Annotated in this window: 12 protein-coding genes; 7 read left to right on the plus strand and 5 right to left on the minus strand. The window is 45.1% G+C overall.

Annotation, left to right across the window (positions count from 1 at the left end):
• Positions 1 to 285 precede the first annotated feature (285 nt).
• Together groL and DW640_RS10815 are read right to left on the minus strand one after the other, a co-directional pair.
• Entirely contained in the window at positions 286 to 1,923 is a 1,638-nt protein-coding gene (groL, locus tag DW640_RS10810; protein ID WP_008763228.1) for a chaperonin GroEL, read from the minus strand.
• A 45-nt stretch (positions 1,924 to 1,968) separates the two neighbouring features.
• On the minus strand, positions 1,969 to 2,241 hold the full coding sequence (locus tag DW640_RS10815; protein ID WP_010539043.1) for a co-chaperone GroES: 273 nt from the start codon (positions 2,239 to 2,241) through the stop codon (positions 1,969 to 1,971).
• Positions 2,242 to 2,485: 244 nt separating this feature from the next.
• Here DW640_RS10815 and DW640_RS10820 point away from each other — a divergent pair, with 244 nt between their 5' ends.
• Positions 2,486 to 3,532, plus strand: a complete 1,047-nt coding sequence (locus DW640_RS10820) for a L,D-transpeptidase (protein WP_117578095.1) — start codon at positions 2,486 to 2,488, stop codon at positions 3,530 to 3,532.
• Positions 3,533 to 3,575: 43 nt separating this feature from the next.
• Positions 3,576 to 4,292, plus strand: a complete 717-nt coding sequence (locus DW640_RS10825; protein ID WP_055221489.1) for a murein L,D-transpeptidase catalytic domain family protein — start codon at positions 3,576 to 3,578, stop codon at positions 4,290 to 4,292.
• A gap of 54 nt (positions 4,293 to 4,346) precedes the next feature.
• Here the strand turns inward: DW640_RS10825 and DW640_RS10830 are convergent, their stop codons facing one another.
• Together DW640_RS10830 and DW640_RS23730 are read right to left on the minus strand one after the other, a co-directional pair.
• Entirely contained in the window at positions 4,347 to 6,998 is a 2,652-nt protein-coding gene (locus tag DW640_RS10830; protein ID WP_233525437.1) for an ATP-binding protein, read from the minus strand.
• Between the two features lie 75 nt (positions 6,999 to 7,073).
• Entirely contained in the window at positions 7,074 to 7,223 is a 150-nt protein-coding gene (locus DW640_RS23730; protein ID WP_162303121.1) for a hypothetical protein, read from the minus strand.
• A 268-nt stretch (positions 7,224 to 7,491) separates the two neighbouring features.
• Here DW640_RS23730 and DW640_RS10835 point away from each other — a divergent pair, with 268 nt between their 5' ends.
• From DW640_RS10835 to DW640_RS10855, 5 genes are all read left to right on the plus strand, one after another.
• Positions 7,492 to 8,961: a 4Fe-4S dicluster domain-containing protein gene (locus DW640_RS10835; RefSeq protein WP_008763223.1), complete on the plus strand. Its 1,470-nt coding sequence runs from the start codon at positions 7,492 to 7,494 to the stop codon at positions 8,959 to 8,961.
• The gene (gene hydE, locus DW640_RS10840; RefSeq protein ID WP_011108014.1) at positions 8,942 to 9,979 is read left to right on the plus strand and encodes a [FeFe] hydrogenase H-cluster radical SAM maturase HydE; all 1,038 of its coding nucleotides are present in this window, start codon (positions 8,942 to 8,944) and stop codon (positions 9,977 to 9,979) included. Before DW640_RS10835 ends, hydE begins: the two co-directional genes overlap by 20 nt.
• A gap of 4 nt (positions 9,980 to 9,983) precedes the next feature.
• Positions 9,984 to 11,402: a [FeFe] hydrogenase H-cluster radical SAM maturase HydG gene (gene hydG, locus DW640_RS10845; protein WP_011108015.1), complete on the plus strand. Its 1,419-nt coding sequence runs from the start codon at positions 9,984 to 9,986 to the stop codon at positions 11,400 to 11,402.
• A 63-nt stretch (positions 11,403 to 11,465) separates the two neighbouring features.
• Positions 11,466 to 12,683, plus strand: a complete 1,218-nt coding sequence (gene hydF, locus DW640_RS10850) for a [FeFe] hydrogenase H-cluster maturation GTPase HydF (protein WP_061473691.1) — start codon at positions 11,466 to 11,468, stop codon at positions 12,681 to 12,683.
• Positions 12,684 to 12,771: 88 nt separating this feature from the next.
• Positions 12,772 to 15,309, plus strand: coding sequence for a S9 family peptidase (locus tag DW640_RS10855; protein ID WP_032841442.1), 2,538 nt, complete (start codon positions 12,772 to 12,774; stop codon positions 15,307 to 15,309).
• 84 nt (positions 15,310 to 15,393) lie between these two features.
• On the opposite strand, the gene DW640_RS10860 is transcribed toward DW640_RS10855, so the two are convergent.
• Positions 15,394 to 16,794 (minus strand): hypothetical protein, encoded by a 1,401-nt coding sequence (locus DW640_RS10860; RefSeq protein WP_187323740.1) that lies wholly within the window; start codon positions 16,792 to 16,794, stop codon positions 15,394 to 15,396.
• Positions 16,795 to 16,942 lie beyond the last annotated feature (148 nt).

Genomic DNA, 16,942 nt, shown 5'->3' on the forward strand with positions numbered 1-16,942 from the left:
CAAAGAGTGAATAACTAGTCCTTCACCCGATATCACCGATAAATAAAGGATTTCGAAGGTAAAGTGAAGGTGAAAATAATATTTATAACATCTCCCGTATGGCAGCTTAAAGCTATGCTTTAGCAACCATAAAGCATAGCTTTTGGATATCCAAAGCATTGCTTTATGAAAGGAAAGCGAAGAATATTATAAACGAAGCTAAATAATTCATTACGTAAGAAAAGAACCGCCTCCCCCACAGGGAAAGCGGTTCCATACCTTATTTTTATGTCCGGAAAGGAAGAATTACATCATTCCGCCCATGCCGCCCATTCCCGGAGCGCCCATCGGCATTTCTGGTTTATCTTCTTTCTTTTCCACGATCACACATTCTGTAGTCAGGAACATACCTGCGATAGAAGCTGCATTTTCAAGAGCCACACGAGCTACTTTAGCAGGATCTACTACACCGGCAGCATGCAGATTTTCGTAAACATCCGTACGAGCATTATAACCGAAGTCACCTTTACCTTCACGTACTTTCTGAACAACTACTGCACCTTCCTTGCCTGCATTGGCAACAATTTCGCGAAGCGGTTCTTCGATAGCACGTTTGATGATACCGATACCTGTTGTTTCATCCGCATTGTCCCCCTTCATGCCTTCAAGAGAATCGATAGCACGGATGTAAGCAACGCCACCACCCGGAATGATACCTTCTTCGATAGCAGCACGAGTTGCACGCAATGCATCGTCTACACGGTCTTTCTTTTCTTTCATTTCTACTTCAGAAGCAGCACCTACATAGAGAACTGCTACACCACCTGACAATTTAGCCAGACGTTCCTGCAATTTCTCACGGTCGTAATCTGATTTAGTAGCAACGATCTGAGCCTTGATCTGATCGCAACGTTCCTTGATGTTTTCTTTCACACCGGCACCGTTTACGATTGTTGTATAATCTTTAGATACTGTTACCTTGTCAGCAGTACCGAGCATTTCGATTGTAGCCTGTTCCAGTTTCAGACCTTTTTCCTCGCTGATTACCACACCACCTGTCAGGATAGCGATATCTTCCAGCATTTCTTTACGACGGTCGCCGAAGCCCGGAGCCTTCACAGCACAAATCTTCAGCTGAGAACGCAGACGGTTTACTACCAATGTAGTCAACGCTTCGCTATCCACATCTTCTGCGATAACCAACAGAGGACGACCTGTCTGAACAGCCGGTTCGAGGATAGGCAAGAAATCTTTCAGATTAGAAATCTTCTTGTCGTAGATCAGAATGTAAGGTTTCTCCATCTCACATTCCATCTTTTCCGTATTAGTAACGAAATAAGCAGACAGATAACCGCGGTCGAACTGCATACCTTCTACTACACCGATAGTAGTGTCAGTACCTTTAGCTTCTTCGATAGTGATTACACCGTCCTTAGAAACTTTACGCATAGCGTCAGCAATCAATTTACCGATTACCGGATCATTGTTAGCAGATACAGTAGCAACCTGTTCGATCTTGTCGTAGTTGTCACCTACAGTTTCAGCTTGTGCCTTGATTGATTCTACCACTTTGGCAACAGCCTTGTCAATACCACGTTTGATATCCATCGGGCTTGCACCGGCAGTCACATTCTTCAAACCTTCAGCTACGATAGCCTGAGCCAAAACAGTTGCAGTAGTTGTACCGTCACCTGCATCGTCACCAGTCTTAGAAGCGACTTCTTTCACCAGTTGTGCACCGGTATTTTGGTAAGCGTCTGCCAATTCGATCTCCTTTGCTACTGTCACACCGTCTTTTGTGATGTGCGGAGCACCGAATTTCTTTTCGATGATAACGTTACGTCCTTTCGGGCCAAGAGTTACTTTTACTGCATTTGCCAATGCATCGACACCTTTTTTCAATTGGTCGCGGGCATCGATATTGAATAATATTTCTTTTGCCATAATGATATCTTATTTATTTTAATATGATAAATTTAGAATTTTGAATTAACCCAGGATAGCGAGAACATCGCTCTGACGCATGATAAGGTATTTAGTGCCTTCTACTTCAAGTTCTGTTCCGGCATACTTGCCATAAAGAACTGTATCGCCTACTTTCAATACCATTTCTTCGTCTTTCGTTCCGTGACCAACTGCCACAACTTCACCCTTCAAAGGTTTTTCTTTTGCTGTATCAGGAATAATGATACCACCAATTGTTTTTTCTTCTGCAGGTGCAGGGAGGATAAGCACTCTGTCTGCTAATGGTTTAATGTTCATAGTTCTTTTTTTTGATTTTATTTGTTATACATTATATTCATGATTTGTCCTCTTCTTGAAGAAGACGCTAAATCAGTTGCGAAAAGTATGCCAAAGCAAAATAATGATTGTTTGGCAGAAATTGACTGACAAAATGACTGACAACAGGTTATTAATGGCAAAAAAGCATATTTGTTCCACACTTTTTAAACAATAGAAGCGGATTATTCCTTATAATAACGTATATTCGTAAACGAACCCCAAGATGAACTGTATAGATTATATGAATAAAATAAGTTTTGGCATATCCATCGCTTTTTGCGTACTCTGTTCCTGCACTTCACGTACAGGACAAAAATCTTCTGATAAAACTTTGCAGGTCGATTCGCTGGCACAGGATACAATTGCGAAAACTGTGGCAGAACCCGTCGTCAAAAAGATTACTCCGGAAGAAATTCAAATCACCAAAGAGCTGCTGTATGATAAGTACACGCTGGAAGATACATATCCTTATAAAGATACGACCCGCAGTTTCCAATGGGAGAAAATAAAGGAACAGCTTGCTTTGCTCGAAAATATACAAATACAGCCGTCTCAATGGGCTATCCTCCAGAATTACAAGAACAGAAACGGTGAAGCTCCATTGGTGAAAAACTTCAAAAGAAATGCCTACGGACGGGTAGCGGACACGCTTGGGGTAGAACGATACCAGTCTGTCCCGCTTTATCTGCTGACGGATACGGTAATCCCCGAACGCTACGGGCAGGATGGTGAACTGACGCGTTTCATCGAAGACGGAGAAAACTTTGTCAAAGCAGAACCGATATTTACAGAAGGCGAATGGATGATTCCTAAAAAGTATGTCAAAGTGATCGGAGATACGGTGGTTTTCAATAAAGCCATCTTTGTGGACCGCCATAATCAGAATATTACCGCACTGGAACGCACGGAAAAAGGGAAATGGGTAGTACGCAGTATGAACCCTTCTACTACCGGACTTCACCGACCGCCGTATGCGCAGGAAACCCCTTTAGGAATGTTCGTACTGCAGGAAAAGAAGGTGAAAATGATATTTCTGAAAGACGGCTCGAAAGAGACAGGAGGTTATGCGCCTTACGCCAGCCGCTTCACGGACGGGGCCTACATTCACGGAGTACCTGTCAATGAGCCCCGAAAGACACAGATAGAATACAGCTGGTCACTGGGAACCACTCCCCGATCACATATGTGTGTACGGAACGCAACTTCCCATGCCAAATTTATTTTCGACTGGGCACCTGTTAATGAGACGATTATTTTTGTTTTGGAATAAAAATCCCTATCTTTACCGCGATTTTATTTCAAGCTTAAGCCCTATGCTTCAGAAAGTTATATTATTTTTATCATTCCTTTTCATTCCATTCAGCCATGTTTCAGTCGACACAATGGCCGTTCCTGCATCTGACTCTCCGACTCCTGTGTCCGAATTAGCTGCCGGCGAACAACTCTTTGAAGAAATGGAGTTGGGTGGAATTGTCAATTTCATTGCATTCCGTCAGGCTGTCGCCGGTTACAACCGCATCAAGGAGAAGAGTAAACCGATTCTGACGCTGATTGACTTCTCAAAGCCGTCTACCGAAAAACGTTTTTTTGTCTTCGATATGGAGAAGAAACAACTGCTGTTTTCATCAGTAGTCTCACACGGACGAAACAGTGGAGGGAACTATGCCACTTCTTTTTCCAACCAAAACGGCTCTTATAAAAGTTCATTGGGATTTTATCTCACTGAAAACACTTACCAAGGCGGAAACGGCTACTCACTCATCCTAAACGGACTCGAAAAAGGAATCAATGACAAAGCAAAAGAACGTTCCATCGTCGTGCACGGGGCTTCATACGCCAATCCGACAGTAGCCGCCTCGGGACGTTTGGGGAGAAGTCTGGGATGTCCTGCCCTCCCGACAAAACTAGCCAAGCCCATCATTAATACAATTAAAGATGGCAGTGTTATGTTTATCTATGCCAATAATAGCAGCTATCTGGCTCAAAGCGACATCTTAAAAAATGTCAGTGTCCCCATGCCGGCACTCTAAACAGCCTTTATCAGAAAGAGTTGCACGGACTAACCGCACAAAGGAATAACGACTTTACTTTATCGGCAGGGTAAACCAGAAGCAAGACCCTTTCTCCGGTTCGCTATCTACGCCAATCTCGCCACCCAGTTGTTCCACAATACTGCGGCAAATGGAAAGTCCGAGTCCTGTGCCATGTACAAAGGAATTCAGTTTGACGAAACGCTCAAAAATCTCGTTCTGCATTTCCGGCTCAATGCCAATGCCTGTATCGGCAACGTAGAAACGCAGATGAGCCTCATCAAGCTGATCATAGCCTACCCGTATATTTCCTTCTTCCGTGAATTTAATCGCATTGTTTACAAAGTTAGAAATAACCTGATGTAAACGATTGCGGTCACTCATGATGCGACATTCCGGCAGATGGCGGTCAAAAAGGATTTCCACGTTCGGCCTGGCCTTCATTCTCATAGCGAGAACAATATCTTCACAAAGCAGATTTACGTCCAACTCACGTTCGGTGAAATCGAATGTTCCCGCCTCAATCTTCGATAAGTCAAGAATATCTGAAATCAATTGTAATAACAGGTCATTGTTTTCTTCCACAATATCCATGTACTGCCGTCTTTCCTCCATATCCTCCGTATCCACCATCAGGCTGGAAAAACCGACTATGGCATTCAGCGGAGTGCGTATCTCATGACTCATATTGGCAAGGAAAGCAGACTTCAACCGGTCGGATTCTTCGGCTTTCTCTTTTGCCTCTATCAGTTTGGCTTCCGTTTCTTTCAAGGCAGTGATATCGTAGTTGACTCCAATCAATTCCACTTGGCCTTTTTCCGGCTCATAGAGATTCAGCACTACATTGGTACGCACCCAGTTCCATTCATTCTTCGTACCGGGACGCAAAATACGCATCTCACCTTTGAAGGCTTTTGCTTTCCCTTTCTTTGCTTCTTCAAAAAAAGCAAGCATACGGGAACGGTCATCCGGATGCATTTTGGAGTAAACACCGACTACATCGGAAAGAGGTGTATTCTCATCCTCTCCCATATTCTTGAACCATTGCTTGATGGCATAGCCCTGACGATTCAGCAGATTGAGTTTGGCATATCCCACCTTGGCATAATCAGATATAAGAAGAAACAGATTCTCAAAATCAGAAATACGCTTCAAGGCATCAATACGCTCCGTATTATCCATATTAATAAGGATATATCCGGTAAGGTTACCATGATTATCATATAATTTGCGGACTTTTGTATAAAGTTCGATGACACCGGCTTTCAATGGACGATAATACCCCGTGTGGCGGGCACATTCGAACGAATAACGGGCACGAAAATCCGTAATACTGCTCTTGCGTATACTCTCAAGTATCTGGGCATCCACATTCGGGTTTTCAAAGAAATTGAGTCCGATCACCTCCGACTTATCTGAAATTCCCAGAATATCCATATCCCTCTCGTTCAAATCCACCAGATTCCCCTCTTTATCGTAAATCTCCACCCCGGCAGGAATATTGGCAAAGATGTTTTTGAAGAGTCTTTCACTGCGTGCCAAAGCTGCTTGTTCGAAGATTACTTTCTCTTTCGCTCTACGTAGTTCAAGGCAAATACTGATTACATTGGCCAAAGAAGACAGCCAGCGATAATCTTCGTCCGACCATGAAGCGGAACCATCCACCAAATCTACTCCCATAAATCCGTAGACATGATCATTAACTACCAATGGAGTCGCCATCAAAGCCTTAATTCCCTGACGGGACAACACCTCATATTCACCCTGCCCCATTCCAGGCATCGGCTTTAATGTTTCAAATAAAATAGGCTTCTTGCCCAATATCTGTGATGTCCACCACGGCATGAAGTCTACCGGAATTTCCTGCAATTTATTTATTTCCGCTTTTACTCCTTCCGCTACAACTTCATAGGTACAGTTATAAAAATGATTTTCTTCGTCCGTCTCGAAAATATAGGCACGTCCCGCCCGATAAAAAGCCAAAATATCTTTTAATATCTCATAAATTCCTGTCTCGACTTCTTCATCTTTCAGAAAACGGGACAAAGATCGTGAAATTGAGTTCTGATAATAAAGCAAATCGTTGATACGGTGTGAGATGGTTTCCGTTTTTTCATGTTCCACCTTCTCGACAGATTCCTGTTCAAAGTCTGCCGCATGTTCAGCCACATATTTCCATAAGGGGGCGGCGTTGAGTGACTGCATGATCTCATTGTTTTCCAGCAGTTGTTTCACTTCTTCAAAAGTCAGCAGATGTACAGACAAATCTTCGGTATCTTCCAGATGTTGATGATCTATCGGTTCGACATCCGTAGCTAGAAAGCAATGAGTCAGGTTAGTATGCGTACTCGGATTGGCAGATATCACCATGTATTCCTGCCAGTTTCCTTTTCCATATCCGGTCTCTTCCCACAGTTCGCGCTGAGCGGAAACTAATGGGGAAGCATCCTCTTTATCACAAACTCCGGCACAGAGCTCATAAGAGGTACGTCCCAATCCAGGACGATACTGACGGACAAATACAAATTTGCCGTCTTTGGTTATTGCTATCGTGTTTACCCAATCGGGATATTCAAGAATATAATATTCAGGGATGTGGTTTCCATTAGGCAATAGCATATCTTCGCAGCGTACTGTCAACCACGGGCGGCGAAACAGATATTTGCTACTTACTGTTTTCCAGGCCTTCTCTTTCTCTTCCATCATTATTTGGTTTGCTTGCGGCAAAAGTAATGATTTTAGCCGGATAACTATCGCTCTATACAAACAAATATCTGTTTTTTACTCGCAAGTGATCTCTATTGTCTGTACCTGCTCGAGGTACTTCTTTGTAGCACTAACCAGCGAACTCCCCATATAATACCAAAACATCAGGCTGATGATGATCATTAATGCACCGATCATCGCAAAACGACTTCTTTGTTCCAACATACTGCTACTCATATCTCTTCTCCTCTCTTATTTTATGTTTCACAAAGATAACACCGAAATGCTACAAAAAATTGACAAGAATGTTTCAAAAACCTTAAATATTGAATTTATTTAACCAACCGGAGGGAAATAGTCTCCTGCATACAGGCTGTTTTATCCTTCCGGAAATATTAATGTAACAATCTGCTACATTCAATTTAACGATTATTAGTTTATCCGCAAACTAGTTACTATCTTTGCACCCACTAACAACCCTTTTAATTACTATATGGCTTTTACTAATAATATTATGATTGTCCGGCATAAATTGCTGGCTGATCTCGTCAGACTCTGGAAAAACGACCAGTTAGTAGAAAAAATTGACCGTCTCCCTATTGAGCTGAGTCCGCGCAAATCAAAACCGCTGGGGCGTTGCTGCGTACATAAAGAACGTGCTGTATGGAGATACAAGACCTTCCCGCTGATGGGACTGGATATGACGGACGAACACGACGAAGTAACTCCTCTCTCCGAATATGCACGGATGGCATTGAACCGCCCGGAACCAAGTAAGGAAAATATCATGTGTGTCATTGACGAAGCCTGTTCTTCCTGCGTACAGATTAATTATGAAATCACCAATCTTTGCCGGGGATGTGTGGCACGCAGCTGCTATATGAATTGCCCTAAGGATGCAATACGTTTCAAGAAAAACGGTCAGGCAATGATTGATCATGATACTTGCGTCAGTTGCGGTATCTGCCATAAGAGTTGTCCTTATCACGCGATTGTATATATCCCTGTTCCTTGCGAAGAATCCTGTCCGGTGAAAGCTATCAGCAAAGATGAGCATGGCGTGGAACATATTGACGAAAGCAAGTGCATCTACTGTGGAAAATGTATGAATGCCTGCCCGTTCGGTGCTATCTTTGAGATTTCACAAACCTTTGATGTACTGCAACACATCAAGAAAGGAGAAAAATTGGTAGCCATCATCGCTCCGTCCATCCTCGGACAGTTCAAGACTTCTATCGAACAGGTATACGGCGCCTTTAAAGAAATAGGATTCACCGACATTATCGAAGTAGCCGAAGGAGCCATGATGACCACCAGCAATGAGGCACACGAACTGCTGGAAAAACTGGAAGAAGGTCAGAAATTCATGACTACTTCCTGCTGTCCTTCTTACATTGAACTGGTAGAAAAGCACATGACGGAAATGAAACCGTATGTTTCTACCACAGGATCACCGATGTATTATGCGGCACGAATCGCCAAAGAGAAACATCCGGATGCGAAGATTGTATTTGTCGGTCCATGCGTAGCCAAACGAAAAGAGGTACGCCGTGACGATGCTGTAGACTATATCCTGACATTCGAGGAAGTAGGTTCTATCTTGGATGGAATGGACATTCAGCTGGAACAGGTGAATTCTTTCTCTATACTGCATACTTCCGTCCGCGAAGCACATGGTTTTGCACAAGCCGGTGGTGTGATGGGAGCCGTAAAAGCATATCTGAAAGAAGAAGCGGACAAGATCAATGCTATCCAAGTGTCGGATATCAACAAAAAAAATATAGCCTTGCTGCGTGCCTGTGCCAAAACAGGAAAAGCAGCGGGACAGTTTATCGAAGTGATGGCTTGCGAAGGTGGCTGTATCACCGGACCGAGTACGCACAACGACATTGTTTCAGGACGTCGTCAATTAGCACAAGAGCTGCTCAAGCGGAAAGAAAGCTATGAGACAATGGATAGATAAACTGCGAGAAGAAAGGACACTCCGACCGGAAGAATTCCGGCAACTGCTGACCGAATGTGACGGAGAATCATTGCGCTATATCAATAAACAGGCGCAAGAAGTCAGTCTCCGTCATTTCGGAAACCGGATTTTTATTCGCGGACTGATTGAAGTCAGTAACTGTTGTCGAAATAACTGCTATTACTGCGGTATCCGGAAAGGGAATCCGAATCTGGAACGTTATCGGTTATCCACAGAAAATATACTGAATTGCTGCAAGCAAGGGTATGGACTCGGCTTCCGTACCTTTGTGCTGCAAGGAGGAGAAGACCCCGCACTGACAGAGGAACGGATAGAGGATATAGTCTCAACGATTCGCCGGAGTTATCCCGATTGCGCCATAACACTGTCACTCGGTGAAAAGTCACGGGAAGCATACGAACGTTTCTTTCAGGCAGGCGCCAACCGCTATCTGCTGCGTCACGAGACTTATGACAAAGAACATTATCAACAACTGCACCCTGCCGGTATGTCATGCGAGCATCGTCTGCAATGCTTACGGGATTTAAAGGACATCGGCTATCAGACAGGCACCGGAATAATGGTCGGCAGTCCGGGACAGACGATAGAACACCTGATTCAGGATATTCTGTTTATCGAACAGCTTCGCCCCGAAATGATTGGTATCGGCCCCTTCCTGTCTCATCGCGACACACCTTTTGCCCAGTCCCCCAGCGGAACCGTGGAACGGACGCTCCTTTTATTATCCATCTTCCGTCTGATGCATCCGTCGGCGCTGATTCCGGCAACTACGGCACTGGCTACCCTCACTCCCGACGGCCGGGAACAGGGAATACTGGCAGGCGCCAATGTTGTCATGCCCAATTTGTCGCCACAGGAAGAACGCAAAAAGTACAATCTGTATAATAACAAAGCCTCCCTCGGAGCGGAATCTGCGGAAGGACTCAACATATTGCAACAGCAGCTGGAAAAGATCGGTTATCAAATCTCCTTCTCCAGAGGCGATTACAAACAATAAAGAAATGTATAAAGTAGATTCACCCCAAGCAGAAGAATTCATTCATCATGAAGAGATTCTGGAAACTCTTGAATATGCATGGAGTCACAAAGACAACCGCGCATTCATAGAACAGCTGATCGAAAAAGCCGCTCTTTGCAAGGGACTGACGCACCGTGAAGCAGCTACCCTGCTGGAATGCGACCAACCTGACCTGATAGAACGAATCTTCCATCTCGCCAAAGAAATCAAACAGAAGTTTTACGGCAACCGTATCGTTATGTTCGCACCGCTTTACCTGTCGAACTATTGCGTAAACGGATGCGTATATTGCCCTTATCATGCCAAAAACAAAACAATCGCCCGCAAGAAACTGACGCAGGAAGAAATACGCAAGGAAGTAATCGCTTTGCAGGATATGGGGCATAAACGTCTGGCACTTGAAGCCGGCGAACATCCGACTCTCAACTCACTGGAGTATATACTGGAATCCATCCGGACCATTTATAGTATCAGACACAAGAATGGGGCTATCCGCCGTGTAAACGTAAATATCGCCGCCACTACCGTCGAGAACTATCGCCGGTTGAAAGATGCCGGCATCGGCACGTATATCCTATTTCAGGAAACTTATCACAAAAAGAACTACGAAGCTCTCCACCCCACCGGACCGAAAAGTAACTATGCTTATCATACCGAAGCAATGGACCGCGCCATGGAAGGCGGCATAGACGATGTAGGAATGGGAGTACTCTTCGGACTGAATACCTATCGCTATGACTTCGTAGGATTACTGATGCACGCAGAACATCTGGAAGCCCGTTTCGGTGTGGGTCCGCACACTATCAGCGTACCGCGCATCTGTTCGGCGGACGACATCGATGCGGGGGATTTTCCCAATGCGATTTCCGATGATATATTCAGCAAGATTGTTGCTGTCATCCGGATAGCGGTTCCTTACACCGGCATGATTATATCCACACGTGAATCACAGGAGTCCCGCGAAAAAGTACTTGAACTCGGTATCTCACAAATCAGCGGCGGCTCCCGCACCAGCGTAGGCGGCTATGCGGAAACGGAACTTCCGGAAGATAACTCCGCACAATTTGATGTAAGCGACACCCGGACACTGGACGAAGTGGTCAACTGGCTGCTCGAATCAGGATATATCCCCAGCTTCTGCACCGCTTGCTATCGGGAAGGACGCACCGGGGACCGATTTATGTCCTTAGTCAAATCGGGACAGATAGCCAACTGCTGCGGCCCCAATGCATTAATGACTCTGAAAGAATACCTCGAAGATTATGCGTCGGAAGACACCCGAATCAAAGGTATGAAGCTGATAGCCAAAGAGACCGACCGGATTCCGAATCCCAAAATCAGAGAAATAGCCATCCGGAACTTAAAAGATATTGCGGAAGGAAAAAGAGATTTCAGATTTTAAGGGGCAAGGTGCCCCTGCCAAGTTTCCATGCGGATAATTAACGTTACAACAATTGCTTGATTTATGAATTTAGTCCACACCCCCAATGCCAACCGGCTCCACATCGCCCTCTTCGGAAAGCGTAACAGCGGAAAATCCTCCCTGATCAATGCACTGACCGGACAGGATACCGCTCTTGTTTCCGATACTCCCGGAACAACGACCGACTCCGTGCAGAAAGCAATGGAAATTCACGGTATCGGTCCTTGCCTGTTCATTGATACTCCGGGATTTGACGATGAAGGTGAACTAGGAAACAGGCGTATCGAACGCACATGGAAAGCCGTAGAGAAAACCGATATCGCCCTTCTGCTTTGTGCAGGTGGTGGCTCTGCCGAGGAAACCGGAGAACCGGACTTTACCGAAGAACTTCATTGGCTGGAACAACTCAAGGCAAAAAACATCCCGACCATTCTGCTCATCAACAAGGCAGATATACGGAAGAACACCGCATCCCTTGCCATCCGGATAAAGGAGACTTTTGGAAGCCAGCCGATTCCTGTCAGTGCCAAAGAGAAGACAGGCGTCGAACTGATACGACAAGCCATTCTGGAAAAGTTGCCGGAAGATTTCGATCAGCAAAGTATCACAGGCAGCCTGGTAACGGAAGGAGATCTTGTCTTGCTGGTCATGCCACAAGATATTCAAGCCCCCAAAGGGAGGCTTATTTTGCCACAAGTACAGACAATGCGGGAATTGCTCGACAAGAAATGTCTGATCATGAGCTGCACCACAGATAAGTTACAGGAAACGTTGCAAGCCCTCTCCCGCCCTCCTAAACTGATTATTACAGACTCACAAGTCTTTAAAACAGTCTACGAGCAAAAGCCTGAAGAAAGCAGACTGACCTCTTTTTCTGTTCTTTTTGCAGGTTATAAAGGAGATATCCGGTACTATGTGAAAAGTGCCTCAGCCATCGGAAGTCTGACAGAATCTTCCCGTGTACTGATAGCCGAAGCCTGCACACACGCCCCTCTATCCGAAGACATCGGGAGAGTAAAACTTCCGCATCTGTTAAGAAAGCGGATTGGAGAAAAGTTATCGATAGATATCGTGGCGGGAACTGATTTCCCGCAGGACCTTACTCCTTATTCTTTGGTAATCCATTGCGGCGCTTGTATGTTCAACCGCAAATATGTGCTGAACCGCATCGAAAGAGCAAGGTTACAAAATGTACCGATGACAAATTACGGAGTAGCTATCGCTTTCCTTAACGGGATACTTAATCAAATAGAATATTAAAATAAAAAGAACAGAACCTTGCAGACTTCAAGCATTTGTCTTATATTAGTCACGCAATCAAATATTTATTAACTTTAGACATAAACAAATGAAAAAGAGAACTATGGCTTTGGCCATCTTTCTGGCAACCGGTGTTACTATGCAAGCACAAGACCGACTGACACAGTACAAAGTCCGGAATGCCATCAGCGTTCGTACCCCCATTATGAACGACAGCATCAATCCTAAAGGAGAAAAACACACCAAAAAGATGTTACTCCAGACCCCGGTCGTACTACATTTGCCGGATGCACCGATGCAGTCGCTCACTGCGGACACAGCGGGGTATCTCAGCTTCGAGAAAGCAGATAAAGACAATAAACTTTATCTGGTTAAGACTCAGATTCGTGCAGAACGTTTCCTGAAAGGGAAGTTGAAAATCACCTCCCCCGTCCGCTGGGAAGTCTTCATTGACGGAGCCTCCAAGCAAGTAAAAGATGCGGCAGAAGACAGCATCACCTCCGGCTCATCACGTGACATCGCTCTCAGCCTTGAACCGGAGCGGGATTACGAGATAATCATCAAACTGCTTTCTGCTTCCGACGACAAAGCGGCTCCAACGCTGAAATGCGAACTGATCAAAGACGAGAAATTCAAGGATATCGCCTGCAATCTAGATCCGGAAGCAAAGAAGCGTTTTTCTCTCGACAATACAGTTTATGGCAACCGTGCCATCTCTGTTTCCATCTCTCCCAGCGGAAAGTATCTGCTGACCCGTTATTGGGATAACCACGCCGCCAAACGCTCACGCACTTATTGCGAACTGACGGAACTAAAGAGCGGAAAAGTACTCCTGACCAATCTCAGAGACGGCATGAGCTGGATGCCTAAAAGTGACAAGTTATACTACACGGTAACTGCCCTGACAGGAAATGACGTAATCACCCTCGATCCTGCCACACTCCGCGAAGAAACGATTTTGCAAAGTATTCCCGAACAGAGTTTCAGATGGTCGCCCAACGAAGATTTTCTGATTTACTATCCCCGCGAAGAAGGAGTCAAAGAAGATGGTCCTCTCCGCCGCATCGTAAGTCCTGCAGACCGTATTCCCAATTCCCGCGGACGGAGTTTCCTTGCGAAATACAACCTGGCCGACGGTGTCTCCGAGCGCCTGACCTATGGCAACCACAGCACATATCTGCAAGATATTTCTCCGGACGGAAAATACATGTTATACAGTACATCCAAAGAAAACATCACTCAACGTCCGTTCTCTCTGTCCTCACTTTACCAAGTAGATTTGGAAACGTTGAAAGTGGATACTCTTTTCTATGAAGACCGCTTTATCGGAGGTGCGGGCTACTCTCCTGACGGCAAGCAGCTATTGCTGACCGGCAGCCCCGAAGCGTTCGGCGGCATCGGAAAGAATTGTGGCAATCACCCTATTGCCAATGATTTCGATACTCAGGCCTTTATTATGGATCTGAGTACCCGCAAGATACAACCGATTACCAAAGACTTTCATCCGACAGTCAGCCCTCTGCAATGGAATCATGGCGATGGGTGCATCTATTTCAATACGGACGATGGCGATTGCAAAAACATCTATCGTTATTCTCCGAAGGACGGAAAATTTGAGAAGCTGAACCTCGAAACGGATGTTACCAGCGCTTTCGCTTTGTCCGAATACAATCCGGGCATCGCAGCTTACATCGGTCAATCGGACTACAACGCCGGAGTGGCCTATCTCTATGACATGAAGAAAAAGACTTCCAGCCTGCTTGCCGACCCGATGAAACCGATTCTGGAGAAAATAGAATTAGGCAAAACAGAGCCGTGGAACTTTACCGCTTCCGACGGAACTGTCATCACTGGCAAGATGTGCCTGCCTCCGAATTTTGATCCGAACAAGAAATATCCGATGATTGTATATTACTATGGCGGTACGACTCCGACTACCCGCGGAATCAGTAATCCGTATTGCGCACAATTATTCGCTTCACGTGACTATGTGGTCTACGTCATCCAGCCTAGCGGAACGATTGGCTTCGGACAGGAATTCTCCGCCCGCCACGTCAATGCGTGGGGCAAACGTACAGCAGATGACATCATCGAAGGCACGAAGCAGTTCTGCAAAGAGCATCCGTTTGTGGATGAAAAGAAAATCGGATGTCTCGGTGCTTCTTATGGCGGATTCATGACGCAGTATTTACAGACGCAGACGGATATTTTCGCCGCTGCCGTATCGCACGCCGGAATCAGTGACGTGACCAGCTACTGGGGTGAAGGTTACTGGGGTTATTCCTACAATGCCATCGCCGCAGCCGACAGTTACCCGTGGAAGGACCCGGACTTGTTCACCAAACAAGGCTCCCTGTTCAACGCCGACAAGATAAACACTCCGTTACTGCTGCTACACGGTACGGTAGATACCAATGTGCCTATCGGTGAAAGTATCCAGCTTTTCAACGCATTGAAGATACTTGGCAAGACTGTAGAGTTCGTGACCGTAGACGGAGAAAACCATTTCATCTCCGATTATGACAAGCGAATCAAATGGCATAATTCCATCATGGCATGGTTTGCCCGTTGGCTACAGGATCAGCCGGAATGGTGGAAGGAAATGTATCCGGAACGCCATTTATAATTTATGATAAATACGTATCCCCGGTCGTACACAAGAGTAATTCTTGGATATACGACCGGGGATACTTTTTTTGAGCAATCTCATCTATTTTAATTCTACCTCGATAGCTGCCGGATAAAGTCGTTGCGGATCGAAGAACACCGCACAGCTATTAACCATATTCTTCAAATCAGCCTTTACTTTTCCCTCGAAAACCTTTTTGCCATTCACCGTCAGAGTCACCTTTTCAGTTAAATCGACCAGCTCGTCGCAGAGATAAATGACCACTTTCCCTTTATGCGCCTGCGCATATTTCTTCGCAAACTTCATCTCTATTCCCCATCGTTGATCCTTCTCCGTGGCTTCATAAACAACATCATCGACTTTCAATGAAATATGATTTCCCGAAATACTCATTTCATAATAAGTACGCGACTTCCCCTCTTCATCGGATCTTTCCTTCACATACAGATTATAAAATCCTTTCCGGTAGAGTCCGTCCATTTCAAAATTCTCCCAGCTTACATATTTGGGATAAGGATTACGGACATATTGCTTCAGCCAGGGAGTCGTCGGACGATAATCAATACTATGCCCCATTCCGGGAATCAGTTCTATCTTGTGAGTGAAATAGCCGGGATGCTGATGCGCCAAACTATCGAATGCTTCCCGTACATATCCGGTCAGTGTATTCCGGTAGAATCCGGTATCCTTATCTCCTGTCCGCAAAGAAAAAGCAATATTACTACAATTCTCCGCAGGAGCATTCTTTAAAGGTTCCCCTCCTGCCATCGGTCCCGCAGCAGCCCAATAATCAGCATAAAATGAGGCCAGACGCTGACTGCCATATCCGCCTTCCGAGATTCCAAAAACATACACTCTGTTGGGATCAATCTTTCCCAAGAGTAAGGATTGTCGCAGCAATTTCTCCCAGGCAAACTGTTTAGCTTTCTGCCACCAACGATAGTACTCGCCTTCGTTCGGAATCTGTGGAATAAAGTAAACGGAAGGAGCATCATCAAAATTCCGGCAAATATTCAATCCGGTACTCCATTCCCGCTCTTTGGGTCCCGAACCATGCAGATAGAGGAATAATGGAAGTTCATTTCCTGTTTCATCTGTCCCTTTCATTCCCCAGTAATAGGGCATCACTGCATTTGGTTCCAAACTATCAGGAAGTTCCCAATAGCCGGTAGAAGCGGATGAGAGTGTATCCAAAGCTATTAATTTTTCTTCTTTAAAACCATCATTTGCCTCTTTCCACAACTGCCATACGACATCACGATAGTGTTCTACTTCTGACAGTTTCAACGGTTTTCCTGCGTCAAAAGTGGTTGTCTTACCGGAAAGAGATTCAGAAAAGAACGTAACAATCTCTTTTCTTGTCTGTGCCTTCACCGACTTCCCGGGGTATTTCTCATTTGCTTCGAGTTCATGAGCTACTGAAGAAACAACACTGGCGGCACAGACTATGCCTAGAAAAAACGTGTTTTTTATTGTTTTCATACTACTTTGGAGTTTGTCGTTTTTCATATATTTGCTAACGATTTAATGTATGCACAAAGATAGAAATTACTGTCCGGTTCTCCTTACCTTTTCAGTCTAATCTAAAAACTAATATCCAAAGTTTTTAATTAAGAAGTAGAATTAAGCC

This window comes from Bacteroides sp. AM23-12, from assembly GCF_003434395.1.
Lineage (GTDB): Bacteria > Bacteroidota > Bacteroidia > Bacteroidales > Bacteroidaceae > Bacteroides > Bacteroides thetaiotaomicron.

What these genes read in the sequence shown, in the direction of transcription:
- DW640_RS10820 (WP_117578095.1), top strand. Translation starts at nt 2,486, where the DNA reads ATGAACTGTATAGATTATATGAATAAAATAAGTTTTGGCATATCCATC.
- DW640_RS10855 (WP_032841442.1), top strand. Translation starts at nt 12,772, where the DNA reads ATGAAAAAGAGAACTATGGCTTTGGCCATCTTTCTGGCAACCGGTGTT.
- DW640_RS10835 (WP_008763223.1), top strand. Translation starts at nt 7,492, where the DNA reads ATGGCTTTTACTAATAATATTATGATTGTCCGGCATAAATTGCTGGCT.
- DW640_RS10860 (WP_187323740.1), bottom strand. Translation starts at nt 16,794, where the DNA reads ATGAAAACAATAAAAAACACGTTTTTTCTAGGCATAGTCTGTGCCGCC.
- hydF (WP_061473691.1), top strand. Translation starts at nt 11,466, where the DNA reads ATGAATTTAGTCCACACCCCCAATGCCAACCGGCTCCACATCGCCCTC.
- DW640_RS10825 (WP_055221489.1), top strand. Translation starts at nt 3,576, where the DNA reads ATGCTTCAGAAAGTTATATTATTTTTATCATTCCTTTTCATTCCATTC.
- hydG (WP_011108015.1), top strand. Translation starts at nt 9,984, where the DNA reads ATGTATAAAGTAGATTCACCCCAAGCAGAAGAATTCATTCATCATGAA.
- DW640_RS23730 (WP_162303121.1), bottom strand. Translation starts at nt 7,223, where the DNA reads ATGTTGGAACAAAGAAGTCGTTTTGCGATGATCGGTGCATTAATGATC.
- DW640_RS10815 (WP_010539043.1), bottom strand. Translation starts at nt 2,241, where the DNA reads ATGAACATTAAACCATTAGCAGACAGAGTGCTTATCCTCCCTGCACCT.
- hydE (WP_011108014.1), top strand. Translation starts at nt 8,942, where the DNA reads ATGAGACAATGGATAGATAAACTGCGAGAAGAAAGGACACTCCGACCG.
- DW640_RS10830 (WP_233525437.1), bottom strand. Translation starts at nt 6,998, where the DNA reads ATGATGGAAGAGAAAGAGAAGGCCTGGAAAACAGTAAGTAGCAAATAT.
- groL (WP_008763228.1), bottom strand. Translation starts at nt 1,923, where the DNA reads ATGGCAAAAGAAATATTATTCAATATCGATGCCCGCGACCAATTGAAA.